The 15,028-nt window shown below is 43.9% G+C and carries 10 protein-coding genes; 7 read left to right on the forward strand and 3 right to left on the reverse strand.

All coding sequences use genetic code 11. The annotated features are described in order from the left end of the window. Positions 1-144 precede the first annotated feature (144 nt). The 3 genes from B9J87_RS02055 to B9J87_RS02065 all read left to right on the forward strand — a co-directional run bounded on the left by B9J87_RS02055 (position 145) and on the right by B9J87_RS02065 (position 4,252). Positions 145-1,248 carry a PEGA domain-containing protein gene (locus tag B9J87_RS02055; protein WP_026028446.1) on the forward strand — a complete coding sequence of 368 codons (1,104 nt, stop codon included), beginning with the start codon at positions 145-147 and terminating at the stop codon, positions 1,246-1,248. 156 nt (positions 1,249-1,404) lie between these two features. Beyond that, positions 1,405-3,225: an SUMF1/EgtB/PvdO family nonheme iron enzyme gene (locus B9J87_RS02060; protein ID WP_094128650.1), complete on the forward strand. Its 1,821-nt coding sequence runs from the start codon at positions 1,405-1,407 to the stop codon at positions 3,223-3,225. 310 nt (positions 3,226-3,535) lie between these two features. Continuing rightward, entirely contained in the window at positions 3,536-4,252 is a 717-nt protein-coding gene (locus B9J87_RS02065) for a helix-turn-helix transcriptional regulator (protein WP_017046874.1), read from the forward strand. Between the two features lie 39 nt (positions 4,253-4,291). Here the strand turns inward: B9J87_RS02065 and pdxH are convergent, their stop codons facing one another. Beyond that, positions 4,292-4,927: a pyridoxamine 5'-phosphate oxidase gene (gene pdxH, locus B9J87_RS02070; RefSeq protein ID WP_013868203.1), complete on the reverse strand. Its 636-nt coding sequence runs from the start codon at positions 4,925-4,927 to the stop codon at positions 4,292-4,294. Positions 4,928-5,224: 297 nt separating this feature from the next. Here pdxH and B9J87_RS02075 point away from each other — a divergent pair, with 297 nt between their 5' ends. From B9J87_RS02075 to B9J87_RS02090, 4 genes are read left to right on the forward strand one after another with little or no spacing between them, the layout of a single operon-like run. Next, the gene (locus B9J87_RS02075; protein WP_017046873.1) at positions 5,225-6,616 is read left to right on the forward strand and encodes an HlyD family type I secretion periplasmic adaptor subunit; all 1,392 of its coding nucleotides are present in this window, start codon (positions 5,225-5,227) and stop codon (positions 6,614-6,616) included. A gap of 44 nt (positions 6,617-6,660) precedes the next feature. After that, on the forward strand, positions 6,661-7,323 hold the full coding sequence (locus B9J87_RS02080; RefSeq protein ID WP_026027195.1) for a transglutaminase-like cysteine peptidase: 663 nt from the start codon (positions 6,661-6,663) through the stop codon (positions 7,321-7,323). Between the two features lie 5 nt (positions 7,324-7,328). After that, a complete protein-coding gene (locus B9J87_RS02085) occupies positions 7,329-9,239 on the forward strand; it encodes a bifunctional diguanylate cyclase/phosphodiesterase (RefSeq protein ID WP_094149265.1) in 1,911 nt (636 codons plus the stop codon). 15 nt (positions 9,240-9,254) lie between these two features. Next, positions 9,255-11,369 (forward strand): type I secretion system permease/ATPase, encoded by a 2,115-nt coding sequence (locus B9J87_RS02090; protein WP_094149266.1) that lies wholly within the window; start codon positions 9,255-9,257, stop codon positions 11,367-11,369. Positions 11,370-11,450: 81 nt separating this feature from the next. Here the strand turns inward: B9J87_RS02090 and B9J87_RS02095 are convergent, their stop codons facing one another. Both B9J87_RS02095 and B9J87_RS02100 read right to left on the reverse strand, forming a co-directional pair. Beyond that, positions 11,451-13,127, reverse strand: a complete 1,677-nt coding sequence (locus B9J87_RS02095) for a DUF342 domain-containing protein (RefSeq protein ID WP_013868208.1) — start codon at positions 13,125-13,127, stop codon at positions 11,451-11,453. A 188-nt stretch (positions 13,128-13,315) separates the two neighbouring features. Then, positions 13,316-15,010: an ATP-binding SpoIIE family protein phosphatase gene (locus B9J87_RS02100; protein WP_017050738.1), complete on the reverse strand. Its 1,695-nt coding sequence runs from the start codon at positions 15,008-15,010 to the stop codon at positions 13,316-13,318. Between the last annotated feature and the right edge of the window lie 18 nt (positions 15,011-15,028).

Below are 15,028 nucleotides of genomic sequence, written 5' to 3' on the forward strand. Positions count from 1 at the left end.
ATCAGTCACCTAGTAATAGATTTCAGTGAATTTTGCTATTGTTCGGAATAAATTTTGCATTATGAATACAGCTTATCCATTAAAGCTGTCAAAAGTTTGTCTTTCCCACTTTTGTGGTTAAACGTTAATTTGTTGCAGGGACCTATGATCACACGTCGCATCCCAGCGCTATTGCTTGCGCTAAGCCCTTTTTGGGTATCTGCATCGGTGTACGCGGAAGAAGTTATTCAGGTAGATCCTGTCACCGCTATCGATGAAAAAATGACTACTAAACAGACGGAAATCGACGCGATTTCTGCAGAATACGAAGCAGAGGGAGCCAAGCTTCAACAACTTAAAAATGAACATGTTCGTATTAAACGAGAAAGTGAAGAACTTGATGCTAAACGCAATCGAGCCAAGTCTGCTTTGGACAAACAATATAGCCGTCTTTTAGATGATCCAGACACAGATTTAGCCTCGTTTCAAAAGAAGTACCAAGAAACATGGGCATCAGTGAAGCAGAACCAAGCTGAAGGCCTTGAGAATAATCAAGCGATGACCGAAGTCGAAATGCGCTTGTCTCAAATCAAACAGAAGCAAGCTCGTCTCAGCAATGAGTATGCGAACCTCGAAGAGTCGCGCATTGAAGCTAGGGTCAAACGTCTCGAAGCCGAACTGCGTGAAAGTAGTGTTCTTGAAACTGGCTATAAAACCACCTGTTCAACGACAATGACACTCGGTGAGTGTTCAAATCAGGGACAGCACCTTACCAAACAAAAAGCGGTAAAAACGTTTCGGGCCAAGTTGCTTGATGACCTAACCGAATCGGTGATTGCCAAGCAAAACCTGAAAGGCGTGGAACTTAATATCCATGTACAAGATAGCCAAATTATTCGCAGTGGCTTTGAAGGCAACAACGAATACTTCACCCAAATGCAAGCTCAGCTTCAAGCGAAACCAGAAGCGGTGGCGGCGTGTAAACTGCTTAACGTGTCAACTCGATACTGTTTGAAAGGCGGCGTGTCTGAAGGTACGCAAAAAAATGACAAACAGTGGGCAAATGTGACCGTAAGGTCGGATCAATACAACGATGCCGTAACCATCAACGGTATTAACTACGGCAGTACACCTGTTGAGATTGTTTTGCCCAATGGCCGCCACCAAGTTACCGTCTCTAAAGATGGCTACGAAACCTACAACCGGGTATTAACAATTAACGGCAACGATACGGTTTGGATAAAGCTAAGACCGAATAAAGAGGGTTAATTACCTCAAAAAAACTCTGTTTTTCTGTCGTAATTCACAAAGATGCGGTTAAAACGCCATTTTGTCATTAAGTTATTGAAAGATGACTTCAGACAAAATGGTGTTTTCGTTTAGAATAGACACAATGAACTAATAACTTAACTGAAGTAGATAATAATGCGACAAGGTTTACCCGCTCTCTTATTAGCACTTTCGCCTTGCTTAGTGGCAACATCGACGATGGCAGAAGGAACGCCTTCCTCAGTAATTGCCATTGATGATGCGTTGTTTACTAAACAGTCCGAATTACAGGCAGCCCAGAAGGCCACCCATGAACAACAAGTGGTTGTGAACAACCACAACAGTGAGTTAGACAGGCTAACAAAGCAAGCCCAACTCTTTGATAAGGCACTTGCAAAAGCAAAAACTGACTTAGAACGCGATTACATGAAAATGATTGATGATCCTGAACTGGACATCATGCCTTCACAAAATGCCTACCAAGCGGCTTGGGCTAATGTAAAGCAGAATCAAAAAAACCGTTTAGAAGCTGAACAAAAACGCCAAGAGTCAGAAGCACTGCTGGCACAAAAAAGGGCCGAGCAGAGCACGGTCAGCAAAAATATCAATGAGCTAGAACAGCATAAATTACGCGCGCGAGTTGAGCGCTTAAGAGATGAACTCAAACAGAGTAGCACCGAGAAAGTTAGCTTTACTAACGCTTGTAGTGCCGATATGACATTGGCTCAATGCTCGAAACAGACCACTGACTTAGCGCTCCAGAAAGCGGTAAACCAGTATCAAACCAAGTTAATAGAGGCCACAAGTGAGGCCAAGCTCGTCCAACAACATCTGGCCAATGTCTCTTTTAATATTCATGTACTGCGCCATAAAACCGTAGATTCAGGTTTCTACAATGGCAATAAGTACAAAGCCGTACTAGATGTTCAGCTTGATGCAAGACCGGATGAAAACACACCATGTCGGTTGCTGAATGTCGAATCACAATACTGTTTCGCCCCAGGCGAATACTCAGCCAATACAGAAAAACAGAAAGAAATTGCTTGGGTTACCCTATCGATTCGCTCGAACCAATACAGTGATAAAGTCTCTATCGACAATGTAAACTATGGTAGTACTCCCGTCGAAGTGATGCTTCCAGTGGGACCGCACATGATTACGATTGAGAAAGAAGGGTATTACTCATTTAATCAAGAGCTGAAAATCACCTCAGATCATACATTAAGAGCGAACCTACGAGAAAAAGACAACCTACTTAAACCTGGACATAAATTTGCTGATTCCCTCAAAGGGGATATTAAAGCTCCTGAGTTAGTCACTTTGATCTCAGGCGAATATTTGATTGGCGAGCACGCATCGAAACAAGTTTTCCTTGATCATGCTTTCGCAATTGGTTCAACCCCCGTAACTGTGGGTCAATTTGAAACCTTTGTGAATCAAACCACCTACCAAACTGATGCTGAGCTACAAAAACTGTGCACAGCAGTCGCCGAATCTGAAATTACTCCGATTGCAGGTAGCTATTGGCGCGACCCTGGTTTTAAGCAGTTGAGCAACTCGCCAGTGGTGTGTATTAGCCAAAATGATGCGAAGGCCTACACTCGCTGGCTAAGTAAGGAAACTGGCTATAAATACCGTTTGCCGACAGAAGAAGAGTGGGAAATTGCCGCTCGCGCTGGTACACAAACAGACTATTGGTGGGGAGATGATTTCGGAACTGGGAAAGCGAATACTGGCTGGAGTGGTACACCTTGGTCAAATAAAAGTACCTCTCCTGTGAAGTCTTTCGCTCCCAATGGCCTAGGCCTTTATGATGTTGTCGGTAACGTGTGGGAATGGACAAATGACTCAAGAGGTCAAGCAAAAGGTGGAGCATGGAGCTTCTCCCCTGCAACAGCGGCGGCTTATGGTAATTTGTTTATTGCTCCTGCTACTTCTGCAAATTATGTTGGCTTCAGGGTCATTAGGGAACTTTAGGTAAGCTGAACTAGCTCAGCCATTTATATAACAAAGGGGGGAATTCCCCCCTTTGTTATTGCACTCTCGTCGTCTAAAGTGGTGTTGAATATCAAACACGTTTGATATTTGATATCCATGTGGTATCCCTATGAATTTGCAACACCCTCGCAGCATTCATAGAACCTCTTCTGCACGTCGACAAGAAGCAATTCTTGTATTTATGCCAGCCCTTCTTCAGGCTGGCTTTTTTTATGTTCAAATGCCGCTATGGATTACAACCCGCCATGCCATTGGTATTATATCAATATCATTGTTAGGAGAACCCGCTATGGTCAATTTCCTCAGCGCAGAACAAATTTCATTGTTTCAACAGCTTCCGGGATATTGGGGTTGCAAAGATCTTAATTCGGTTTTTGTTTACGCAAACAATGCTTATGGCAAATTAATTGGTGTTAGTGATGCAAAACAGTGCATTGGATTAACTGACTTTGAAATGCCAAGCCCGACAACCGCTTGCGCCGCAGAATTCCAGCAACAAGATCGATGTGTAATCTCCACAAAAAAACCGTTAAAAGTGCTGGATATCCACCCCTATGCTGACGGTTCTTGGCGCGCTCATATTTTCACCAAAACCCCATGGTTCAACGCACAAGGTGAGGTTCAAGGTACAATTTTTTTCGGGCAAGAGCTAACTGATACCGCGATTTTGGAAGTAGGCCATTGGATATGTCGGGCAACAGGTTTAACGACCACACAGCATTCCACAGGTGTTCTAGAGCCCATTTCCGGGCCCCTAACCACAAGAGAATCTGAGGTTCTTTTTCTTCTGCTTTATGGAAAAAAGCCCAAACACATTGCTCGGGTAATGAAGATTTCGATAAAAACAGTGGAAGGCTATGAAGCAAAATTGCGACATAAATTTGCAGCCCACAGTAAAGAGCAACTTATCGATATGGCTCTAGACCAAGGTTATGGCTCAAACATCCCCAAGACCTTGCTCAAAACGCAATTATCCGTGGTACTCAATAGTGAATGCCCCATATAAATGAGGCATTCATTGCGACTGACTTTTAACAAGTAGGCCTTATGGTGCTAAACGTTCAGCGTCCCATTGTTGATCATGTTGCGTAAACAAGAAGCGATCATGCAAACGATGCTCACCACCTTGCCAAAATTCTATCGATTCAACTTTAACGCGATATCCTCCCCAAAAACTCGGAACTGGGATCTCACCTTGTTCAAATTTCTTTTTTAACTCCAAGTATTTACCTTCCAAAATACCACGAGCTGAGATACGGCTGCTCTGGCGGCTCGCTATCGCGGCAATTTGGCTATCTTTAGGACGAGAAGTAAAATATTTCATGTTTTCAAAAGCCGACAATTTTTCAGCCGTTCCTGTGATGTGCACTTGTCTCTCTAATGGGTGCCAAGGAAAGTGCAAGCTGACTTTATTGTTGTGTTCAATATGCTGTGCTTTGCGACTGCCTAAATTGGTGTAGAAAACAAAACTGTCTTTTTCGACATTTTTTAATAGCACTATACGTTGGAAAGGTTGTCCATTTTCATCAACCGTTGCCACTGTCATCGCTGTGGGATCGGTAAGACCGGCATCAATGGCCTGTTGCAGCCAAAGGTTAAACTGCTCAATGGGATTTGAAAGCAAATCTTTGCGTCTTAAACCGCCTTTTATGTATTCGCGGCGGATGTCTGAAAGTTCCATCTCTGCTCCTTATGAAATTTTTGACGATTGTGCGCCTATCATCGTCATAACTCAAGAGTGCTAAGGTTCAACAAAATCAGTAATTCACAGCTAAACTCTGTAGAACGTACGCAATAGGAAGTACAATCAATTCAAATGGTGAATAGTAATCTCATGATGAGTGGCAAATCCTTAACATTTTGCTAGACAAGTAATAAAATCAAGCAACTATACCCAAACAACTTACAGTTGTAGCCTCCCTCTACAGCTTTAAGTAGAAAAGGGAAATACACTACGATTAGGCGCAAAGGATAAGCGATGAGCAACAAGAGTTATAACAAACTCTCTTCGACAGAATTGGAGTACGTAGACGACAAAACGGCGGCTCTGCTACTGAACACGCCCAACAGTGCACGCGTGATGCTCTGGGTTATGGTCTGTTTTTTTCTCTTAGCCATCGTCTGGGCCTCATGGGCACAGGTCGACAAAGTGACAGTTGGACAAGGCAAAGTCGTTCCGTCATCGCAAGTTCAAGTGGTTCAAAACTTGGAAGGAGGCTTAGTCAAACAGATATTGGTTCGCGAAGGTGAACGAGTGCAAAAAGGCCAACAACTGTTATTAATTGATGACACACGTTTCCGCTCAGACTACCGCGAACGTGAACAACAAGTCGCTAACCTTACCGCCAGTGTTCTACAGCTATCCGCTTCCATTACTAGCGTGATGATTAACGAAGAAATTGATGATGACAACTGGCAAAATAGCGTCAAAATTGACTATAACAAACTCGCCTTTCCACCGCTGTTAACAGACAACCAACCCGATTTAGTTAATAGACAAAGGGCCGCCTACCGGCAAGATCTTAATAACTTACGCAACCAACTTTCTCTTTTAGATCAACAAGTCAAACAGAAACTACAAGAGTTGGTTGAAATACAAGCGCGCGTGAAAAATTTACGCCAAAGTTATGATTTTGCGAATAAAGAGCTTGAGATCACTAGACCTTTAGCAGACGAAGGTGTCGTGCCACGAATTGAGCTGCTGAAACTACAGCGCCAAGTAAACGATACTCGCCGTGAAATGACCACCAGCGAGCTTAACATCCCAGTATTAAAATCAGCGATTCGCGAAGCGGTGCTCAACCGTATTGATGCGGCTCAAAAGTTTCGCTCACAGCAGCAAGACAAACTGAACGAAGCCCAAGATAGACTTTCAGCAATCACAGAATCAGCCGTTGGGCTTGAAGATAAGGTAAATCGCACTGTTGTGCTATCGCCTGTGACAGGAACGATTAAGACGCTTTACGTCAACACCGTTGGCGGTGTTATCCAGCCCGGTATGGATATTGTTGAAGTAGTCCCAACAGAGGATACCTTGCTTGTTGAAGCGCAAATTGCCCCACAAGACATCGCCTTCTTAAGACCAGAGTTGCCCGCCATCGTAAAATTCAGCGCCTATGATTTCACCAAATATGGCGGCTTGGAAGGGACACTTGAGCATATCAGTGCCGACACAACTCAAGATGAAGAAGGCAAAAGCTATTATTTAGTCCGAGTAAGGACCAATCAAACCAGCTTAGGGCATGATGCTAACCTGCCTATCATCTCAGGAATGACGGCCTCTGTTGATATTATTACGGGTAAACGAACCGTGATGGATTATCTACTAAAGCCCATACTCAGTGCACAAAAAAATGCGCTAAGAGAATAAGGTTCACTTATGCTTTTTAATATATTCATGATTGACGGTTTTTGATGAAGTTTTGGCTGCCACTGGTTTTATTGCTATTTATGCCCTCATCCCCCCAAGCGCTCAACACCAAAGAGCAGCAGTGGGTCGATGCGGTCGCGCTTACCTATGGCACAAGAGCGGGAAAACGCGTCGAAACATGGCGCAAAGAAATTGCCAAGCACCAAAATGCTCCCGAACGTGACAAATTGACCGAAATAAATCGATTTTTCAATCAGCTGTACTTTGTTAATGATATCGATTTATGGGGGAAAAATGACTACTGGGCGACACCACTTGAGTTTCTAGGAAGCAACGCAGGGGATTGCGAAGATTTCACAATTGCGAAGTACTTCTCCCTGCTTGAACTGGGTATCGATGATAAAAAGTTGCGCCTCGTGTATGTTAAAGCCATTGAATTAAATCAGTTTCATATGGTTCTTGCGTACTATTCAACACCCAATGCCGAGCCCTTAATTTTAGACAATATAAACCCTGAGATTAAGCCAGCATCAACACGCCGTGATCTGTTACCGATCTACAGCTTTAACGGTAAAAATTTATGGCTAATGAAATCCAAAAATGGCCAGCTTGCAGGAGACTCTTCACGATTAAGTCTTTGGAATGACTTACGTGAACGGGAACGCTCGCTAAAATTGAATAAACCAATTGTAAGTTACGATGAGTAAGTAATATGACGCTATATAAACAACTTGTCGCGGGAATGATTGCCGTCTTCATTATGCTGATGACTTCAGTCTTTATTATTGAATTCAATACGACCCGCAACAACTTAGAGCAGCAGCAGCGCTCTGAAGTCAACAACACCATCAACACCGTCGGTTTGGCGCTGGCACCTTATTTGGAGAAGAAAGATAAGATTGCGGTTGAGTCGGTTATCAATGCCTTGTTTGATGGCAGCTCTTACTCAGTCGTACGATTGATTTTTCTAGACGATGACGAAGAGATTCTGCGATCTTACCCTGTAAAACCCAATAACGTTCCGCAATGGTTTACCAATTTACACCTGTTTGCACCGATCCATGATCAACGCGTTGTAACCAGTGGTTGGATGCAGCTTGCTGAAGTCGAAATTGTCAGCCACCCTGGCGAGGCCTATGCGCAATTATGGAAGGCGCTGATTCGGCTACTTATCGCGTTTAGCGCTATTTTTGTGATTGGCCTTGCCGCCATCGCTTTCATTCTGAAGCGCGCTTTACGCCCGCTACAGATGATTGTCGAAAAAATGGAGCAAGTCGCACGCAACCATTTTGGTGAACCGCTACCGCGGCCAGCGACCAAAGATCTGATTTATGTAGTTGATGGTATCAATAGCATGTCAGCGCAGGTTGAAAAAGCGTTCAAAGCTCAGGCGCAAGAAGCGCAGCAACTGCGTGAGCGTGCTTATATTGACCCAGTTTCTCAACTTGGCAACCGCGCCTATTACATGAGTCAACTCAGTAGTTGGCTATCAGAAAGTGCCATAGGTGGCGCTGCTATTTTGCAAGCAGAGTTTATTAAAGAGCTTTACGAAGAAAAGGGTTATGAAGCAGGCGATGGTATGGTGCGCCATTTGGCTGAGCATCTAAAAGTGTCGATTACTTCACCTGATGTGACTCTGGCACGCATTTCTACCGAAGAGTTTGGCTTTATTTTGCCCAACATGGAAGAGAGTGAACTCAAAATCATCGCCGATAGTATTATGAATTTTGTGCAAGACACTCTAGCCGACCCGACTGGCATGGCATCAGCCAAAGTCTCTTTAGGTGTTGTTCATAATAAAGAACCAAAATCTTCAACGCAGTTACTTTCCTTGCTCGACAACGCGTTAGCCATTGCAACTGCAAATCCAGAGCTGATTTACGGCTTTGTCAGCAGTGAAACCAAACAAACTGTGATGGGTAAACAGCAATGGAAAGCATTGGTTGAAGAAGCTATCCATAACGATTGGTTCAGTTTCCGTTTGCAGTCAGCCAATAATAGCTGGGGACAAACTTTCCACCGCGAAGTTTTTTCAGCGATTGAGCACGATGGCAAACGCTACAGCGCTAACCAATACTTATTTGCACTCGACCAACTCAATGCCAGCCATATTTTTGATGAATATGTTATTGAAACGATGATTCACAAGCTCGAAACGGGAGAGATAGCCGAACCATTAGCCATTAATATCGCTCAAAGCAGCCTTTCTCAACCCAGTTTTATTCGTTGGGTCACTCAGACTCTGGCGAAGCATCGCTCTATCTGTGAGAACCTACACTTTGAAATACCGGAAAACGCATTCCTCAACGCCCCTCACCATACGGCGCTATTTTGTAATGCCATAAGAGCAGCCGGCGCAGACTTTGGTGTCGATAACTATGGCCGGAATTTCCAATCATTAGACTACATCAACGAGTACCGTCCAAAATACGTGAAACTCGATTATCTATTTACTCACCATCTCGACGATGAAAAGCAAAAGTTCACCTTAACGTCGATTTCTCGCACAGCACACAATTTAGGAATCACCACAATTGCGTCAAGGGTAGAAACGCAAACTCAACTTGATTTCCTTTCCGAGCATTTTATAGAAGTCTTCCAAGGCTTTATTGTGGATAAATAAAAAAGGTCAGATGTAATGCAAGACACGCTACTCAATTCGCTTATCTATGTGAGTCGTTATTATGGATTGGCGAATTCCCCAGAAGCACTGATCAACGGCCTACCTTTATCAGATGGGAAACTGACGCCTTTTCTCTTTCCTCGAGCAGCCGAAAGAGCGGGGTTAATCGCCAAGGAAAATCGCTCAGCATTGGATCAAATCCCAAAGTTGGTTTTCCCCGTTATCTTAATTTTAAAAGGCGGTGAGGCCTGTGTGCTCAGCAGCATCAACGAAGCGAATCAAGAAGCTGAGGTCGTCACTGCGGAGTCTGGTCTAATCCCCGTAGCTATTCCCTTAGAGGAACTGACTGAACGCTATATTGGCCGCTACTTCATGGTGAAAAAACAGTTTCGCTATGACGAGCGATCACCAGAAATATTAAAGACCCGTGATGGCCACTGGTTTTGGGGTACGTTATGGCAGTCAAAGCACATTTATCGCGATGTGTTGATCGCTTCCATTTTAATCAATTTGTTTGCCATTGCGACACCAATGTTCAGCCGTTTAGTGTATGACAAAGTCGTGCCTAACCTTGCGTTTGAAACCTTGTGGGTATTAGCGAGCGGGATTTTTGTGATCTTCTTATTCGATCTGCTCCTCAAACTACTTCGCAGTTATTTTATTGATGTGGCGGGCAAAAAATCTGACATTCTGATCTCTTCCAAGCTCTTTAGTAAAGTGATGGGGATCAGAATGGAGTCTCGTCCTCCTTCTGTCGGTGCGTTTGCGCGACATTTACAAGAGTTCGAATCCATACGAGAATTCTTTACCTCAGCAACCATCTCATCATTGATTGACCTGCCATTTGCACTGCTCTTTTTAGTGCTGATCTGGCTAATGGCAGGCAGCTTAGTGCTGGTACCTATCGCTGGTGTACTGATCATTGCTATCTATTCTCTGCTCATCCAAGCACCTCTACGACGGGCGATTGAAGAGGGCTCTCGACTGGCATCACAAAAATACGCCAACCTGATTGAAAGTTTAGCTGGACTTGAAACGGTGAAACTCTTTGGCGCTCAAAGTCAGTTTCAATATCGCTGGGAAGAAGCGGTCGCGCACATGGCGAACTGGAACATTAAAAGCCGTAGAATTACTGATGGTATTCAAAATACTGCCGGCTTTGTTCAGCAAGCAGCGAACGTTGGCATGATCATCTTAGGCGTCTATCTGATATCCAACGGCGATTTAACCATGGGTGGGCTCATCGCCGCAACCATGCTCAGCGGCCGTGCGATTGGCCCAATGGTGCAACTATCATTACTTTCAACACGCTACAACCAAGCCAAATCGTCCTTAAAAATCATTGAGCAAGTGATGCAAATGCCCGATGAGCAAGAAGAAGGTAAACGCTATATTCATCGTCCGATTGTGCAAGGTAAAATTGAGCTAGACAAAATCACTTTTCACTACCCTAATGCGCCTGTTGCATCAATACGTGACTTAAGTATAACGATTCATCCGGGTGAAAAAGTAGCGATCATAGGCCGCATCGGCTCAGGGAAGACCACCTTAGAGCGCCTTATCATGGGGTTATATCAACCGACCGAGGGGAATGTTCGCATTGATGACACCGATATCGCGCAACTGCATCACATTGATGTGAGACGTAATATTGGTTGCGTACCTCAAGACAGCAACCTATTTTACGGTTCAATTCGCGATAACATCACGCTCGGGCGTCCCTTAGTTGATGATAGAGATGTGATGGATGCCGCTAACCGAGCGGGAGTTACCGCGTTCACACAGCAAGACCCTGCGGGGTTAGAACGACAAGTGGGTGAAGGCGGCTTGTTGTTGTCTGGTGGTCAGAGGCAAGCGGTAGCCATTGCTCGTGCACTGCTCGGACGCCCACCCGTTTTGCTACTTGATGAACCCACCAGCGCCATGGACAATCGCTCTGAAATGCACATCAAACATCAACTGTCTCAATTGACACCAAGTGAGACGTTAATATTAATTACTCATAAAACGTCAATGCTCGATGTGGTTGATCGCGTCATTGTGATGGAGAAAGGCTGTGTCATTGCCGATGGTCCTAAATCGATGGTGTTAAACGATCTCAAACAGGGCAAAGTGAGATCGGTGCAATAGCCACCTTACTAGAAATAGCATGATCAGCAAAAAACGAGGCAAAATGCCTCGTTTTTTGCTTAGCACTCTGAGATAAGAATGTTAGATCCCTCCGACATCTTCATCTTCAAGCATCGAAGCACATTTAATCTCATACTGGTTAAATGAGAAGATACTAGCGCCATGAGCCCGCTTGGTGATGATCCGCTCATCATCAAATTGCACCGAAACATGGGTATAAACTTTATTTTTGACTTCGATCGTATTCATTTCGAGCAATTGCTCAAACTCCTCTCCCAGCATATCCAACGCCAATTTTGCTTTTTCTAAACGATCATTAGTCTGTTTCTTAAATTCATCAATTTTTAGCAGTTCCTCTTCCAAGCGTTCCGCTTTAGGCTTTTTCTTAAATTCAATTTCACGGCGGATCACTTCCATCGTCGCTTCTTGCGCTTGTTTATAATGCTCTTTGTGTTTCGCGACCCGTTCTTTATACACAGCATAACGAGCAAAAGCCTGCACAGCCGTGGCGGTATCGCCTTCAACACCTAGATTGAAGCAAACGATCTTACCACCAACTTTCGCGTGACCACCGCTGAGTGTGCCTTGCTTCTCTTTACTATCTAATACTTTTAGATCATTGCCACAGCGCAATTCATTGCTCATGCTGTGAACCGCTAAATTGATGTCATCTGCCGCTTGCAGTTCGCTAAATTGAGCATAGTTAGCCGTGATAGAGCCTCCTGATTTGATAATGCATGTTCTTGCTTCATCATCAAACACCGTATGGCCAATAATGCCTTTACCAACATCAATATTACCTTGGGCTTGAACATCAGCAGACTCAACAAACCCACCGATGGTGATTGAGCCCGTCGCTCTCACGATCATCCCAGGCTCGACATCGCCCGTGATGACAACACATCCTTTAAATTTCACGTGGCCAGTGGCTACACTGACGTTGTTTAAACATAAAGCGTTATCGACATCAACCGTTTTACTTTTCAGGATAGGCATGCCCGCTTGACTGGCCAGTAGCACATTCGGATCATTGGGTGAGATGTAAGACCCCTTTCCTGCAACTAAGGCCGAGTCTTTACCTGGTTTAGGATCCAGCACTTTTCCCTGCACGGTATAGCCTGGCGTTCCTTTTGTTGCAGGAATTCGACGCATCACTTCATCATCTTGACCAACAGTGATGGTTTCACCTAAGTTGCGCATATCAATTTTGTTCTGTCCTTGCTTTTTGGTCGGTGCTAACACGCGCTTACTGACATCCTCAACCAAAGGAACAAATTGTGCGTCTTTACCTTGAATGGGTTCGCGCCCCTGCGCAACAGGCTGAGTGTATACTTCCCCTGGCTTCAAGGTATTACTTACCATTAACACTTTCTTTAAAGCCAGTTTGTTGATGCCTTTTGTCACGTGGGAATGAGCCAATGCATACACCAACTCACTACCGCGCAATGCTCTGCCACCATATGCACCCGTCACGACCATGCTGGCTAACATATCTCGATCACTAAATTCAATCTCAACCGAAGCGTTCTTTTTCTCTGCAATGGTGATTCCAGAGAATGCTTCACCCTTACCCTCTTTTGCACAGTTGATAAAGCGGGTAACTTCAGTTTCATTTAAGAAAAATGTCGATGCAGATAACTCAAACAATGCTTCTTTCAAGCCTGCTTGGTCAAAATTTTTGTCGATGGACTCCGTCCCAGGCAACTGGGCAATGACTTGTTTTTTGTCCTCTGAAAGCGAAATTAAGCGTTTCCACATACTACTTAACCCATATGGTTAGATTCCGTTCATATGGCAGTGTATACAATTTACAGTATGGACTAAATCTTTAGGCAACCAAATTAAGGGCTACATCACTTAGTCACGACGAAACGAACCACATAACCTAAAAATAAACGAAAGAATGAGTTACGCAGAATTTTACAGTGTAAATAATCTGTTCAGTATTAAGACAATATCGGAAAATCATGTTTACTGTTAAAGGCGTAAGTCACCTTAACAGTGCAACCATCTTTTGAATATTCCAATGACTCACACAATTTAGAGACCAAAATAATCCCTCGACCGTGTGTACAGTTGCCGTCTACAACCGTATGTTGGTAGTCAAAGCCTTCGCCATTATGCTCAAGTGAAAAGCTCAATTCTCCCACCGTTGGGTCATAATCAATGTCTAGTTTAATCCATAACGATTCATCTAACTCATCCATACACTCTTCACGTCGTTGGTAAAAAGTGAGAAATCCATCTGGGTCATCTTTTAGTGAGGAATTAAGTTTTAATAACCCATGCTCAATGGCATTAGCAAACAGTTCTGACAATACAGAGCAAACGAGGTCAAGATGCTCGCCACCACTGATAAAACCGCGAACAATGTTACGCATCTCGACCATAATTGAAATCTTTTTAAGAATTGAAGCAGGAAAAAAGAGATGGCTTTGCATTGGTATATGGCTAAGAAACTGTTTTTTTTGCGACGCTAATATTTCATTATTATTGGTAATTGGAAATGTCATTGAAAGAATTGAGAGATCATCACCATGGCCACGATTGGAAAACTGGCATACTTCATCGTACAAATCTGAAATCTGAGTCTTACCGTTCCGTTGCAAAACTTGTTCGAGTCGCAACTGGCCAAATTGTTCCCCGTTTTCATTCATCGCTTCGGTAATACCGTCGGTATAACAGAGGATAGTTTGGTTAGGTTTTAATTTGAGATGAACTAAATTTACTTCAAATTCATCAGCATCCAGAACTCCCAGTGGCATATGTGTGGAAACGAGACGACGAACGATGTTGCTCTCTTCATCCAGTAAATAACCATCAGGCAAACCACCTCCCCACCACGAAACCTCGAAGCCGTTGGCTCGTATCTCAAATACACTGGCCGCAAGCATCATGCCAACAGGCAAAAACTTTACTAGCGCACTATTAAGTTCAGCGACCATTTCGCCAAGCGACATCCCTTTTTCAGCCATTGAAAAAAAAGTACGCGTAGCAGGGATCGTTGAAATCGCGGCAGGTAATCCATGCCCAGTGGCATCGGCGATCATGATGTAGACGCCACCATAGGGCCGGTTCGCCACAATGATGAGATCACCATTAAAAATGGTCGAAGGTGTGGAGATATAACTGATGCCATAGATATTGCTGACTTTTGCACTCATCTCCTCCATTAAGTTGGTGAAAATGGATTCGGCGATGGCATAGTCATATTGTACTTGTTCGTTGAAATAATTGAGTTTATCTCGCTGTTGAGTAACTTCATTATGCATTTTCACAATACGGTAATGAGCCTGCACTTTAGCGAGCAGTACGCTTCGCTCTACTGGTTTAAGAATAAAATCATCGCCCAGCGATAAGCAACGTTCAAACGAATCATGATCATCAAGCACGGTCAAAAATATAATGGGGATATGGTGATTTGGAAAAGAGTCGCGGATCTCTTTTGCGGTGGTGAAACCATCTTTAACTGGCATCATCACATCCAACAAAATAACGTCGGGTAAGACGTCCATGACGAGCATCGCCTCAACAGCATCAGCGCCATTTTCGAAGGTATCTATGTGCTCAACAATAGGCGATAAAATAAACCGACAGAGCTCTCTATTTGATTTATGGTCATCAACAATCGTTACGCGCATCGGCTCACTCCTTAAGCA

The sequence above is a fragment of the Vibrio sp. V19_P1S1T109 genome (assembly GCF_002241375.1).
Taxonomy (GTDB): domain Bacteria; phylum Pseudomonadota; class Gammaproteobacteria; order Enterobacterales; family Vibrionaceae; genus Vibrio; species Vibrio anguillarum.

Bases quoted from the DNA above. Each gene is read 5' to 3' on its own strand.
- pdxH (WP_013868203.1), bottom strand. From the start codon at position 4,927: ATGGAACTTTCAGACATCCGCCGCGAATACATAAAAGGCGGTTTAAGA.
- B9J87_RS02065 (WP_017046874.1), top strand. From the start codon at position 3,536: ATGGTCAATTTCCTCAGCGCAGAACAAATTTCATTGTTTCAACAGCTT.
- B9J87_RS02075 (WP_017046873.1), top strand. From the start codon at position 5,225: ATGAGCAACAAGAGTTATAACAAACTCTCTTCGACAGAATTGGAGTAC.
- B9J87_RS02055 (WP_026028446.1), top strand. From the start codon at position 145: ATGATCACACGTCGCATCCCAGCGCTATTGCTTGCGCTAAGCCCTTTT.
- B9J87_RS02060 (WP_094128650.1), top strand. From the start codon at position 1,405: ATGCGACAAGGTTTACCCGCTCTCTTATTAGCACTTTCGCCTTGCTTA.
- B9J87_RS02095 (WP_013868208.1), bottom strand. From the start codon at position 13,127: ATGTGGAAACGCTTAATTTCGCTTTCAGAGGACAAAAAACAAGTCATT.
- B9J87_RS02085 (WP_094149265.1), top strand. From the start codon at position 7,329: ATGACGCTATATAAACAACTTGTCGCGGGAATGATTGCCGTCTTCATT.
- B9J87_RS02080 (WP_026027195.1), top strand. From the start codon at position 6,661: ATGAAGTTTTGGCTGCCACTGGTTTTATTGCTATTTATGCCCTCATCC.
- B9J87_RS02100 (WP_017050738.1), bottom strand. From the start codon at position 15,010: ATGCGCGTAACGATTGTTGATGACCATAAATCAAATAGAGAGCTCTGT.
- B9J87_RS02090 (WP_094149266.1), top strand. From the start codon at position 9,255: ATGCAAGACACGCTACTCAATTCGCTTATCTATGTGAGTCGTTATTAT.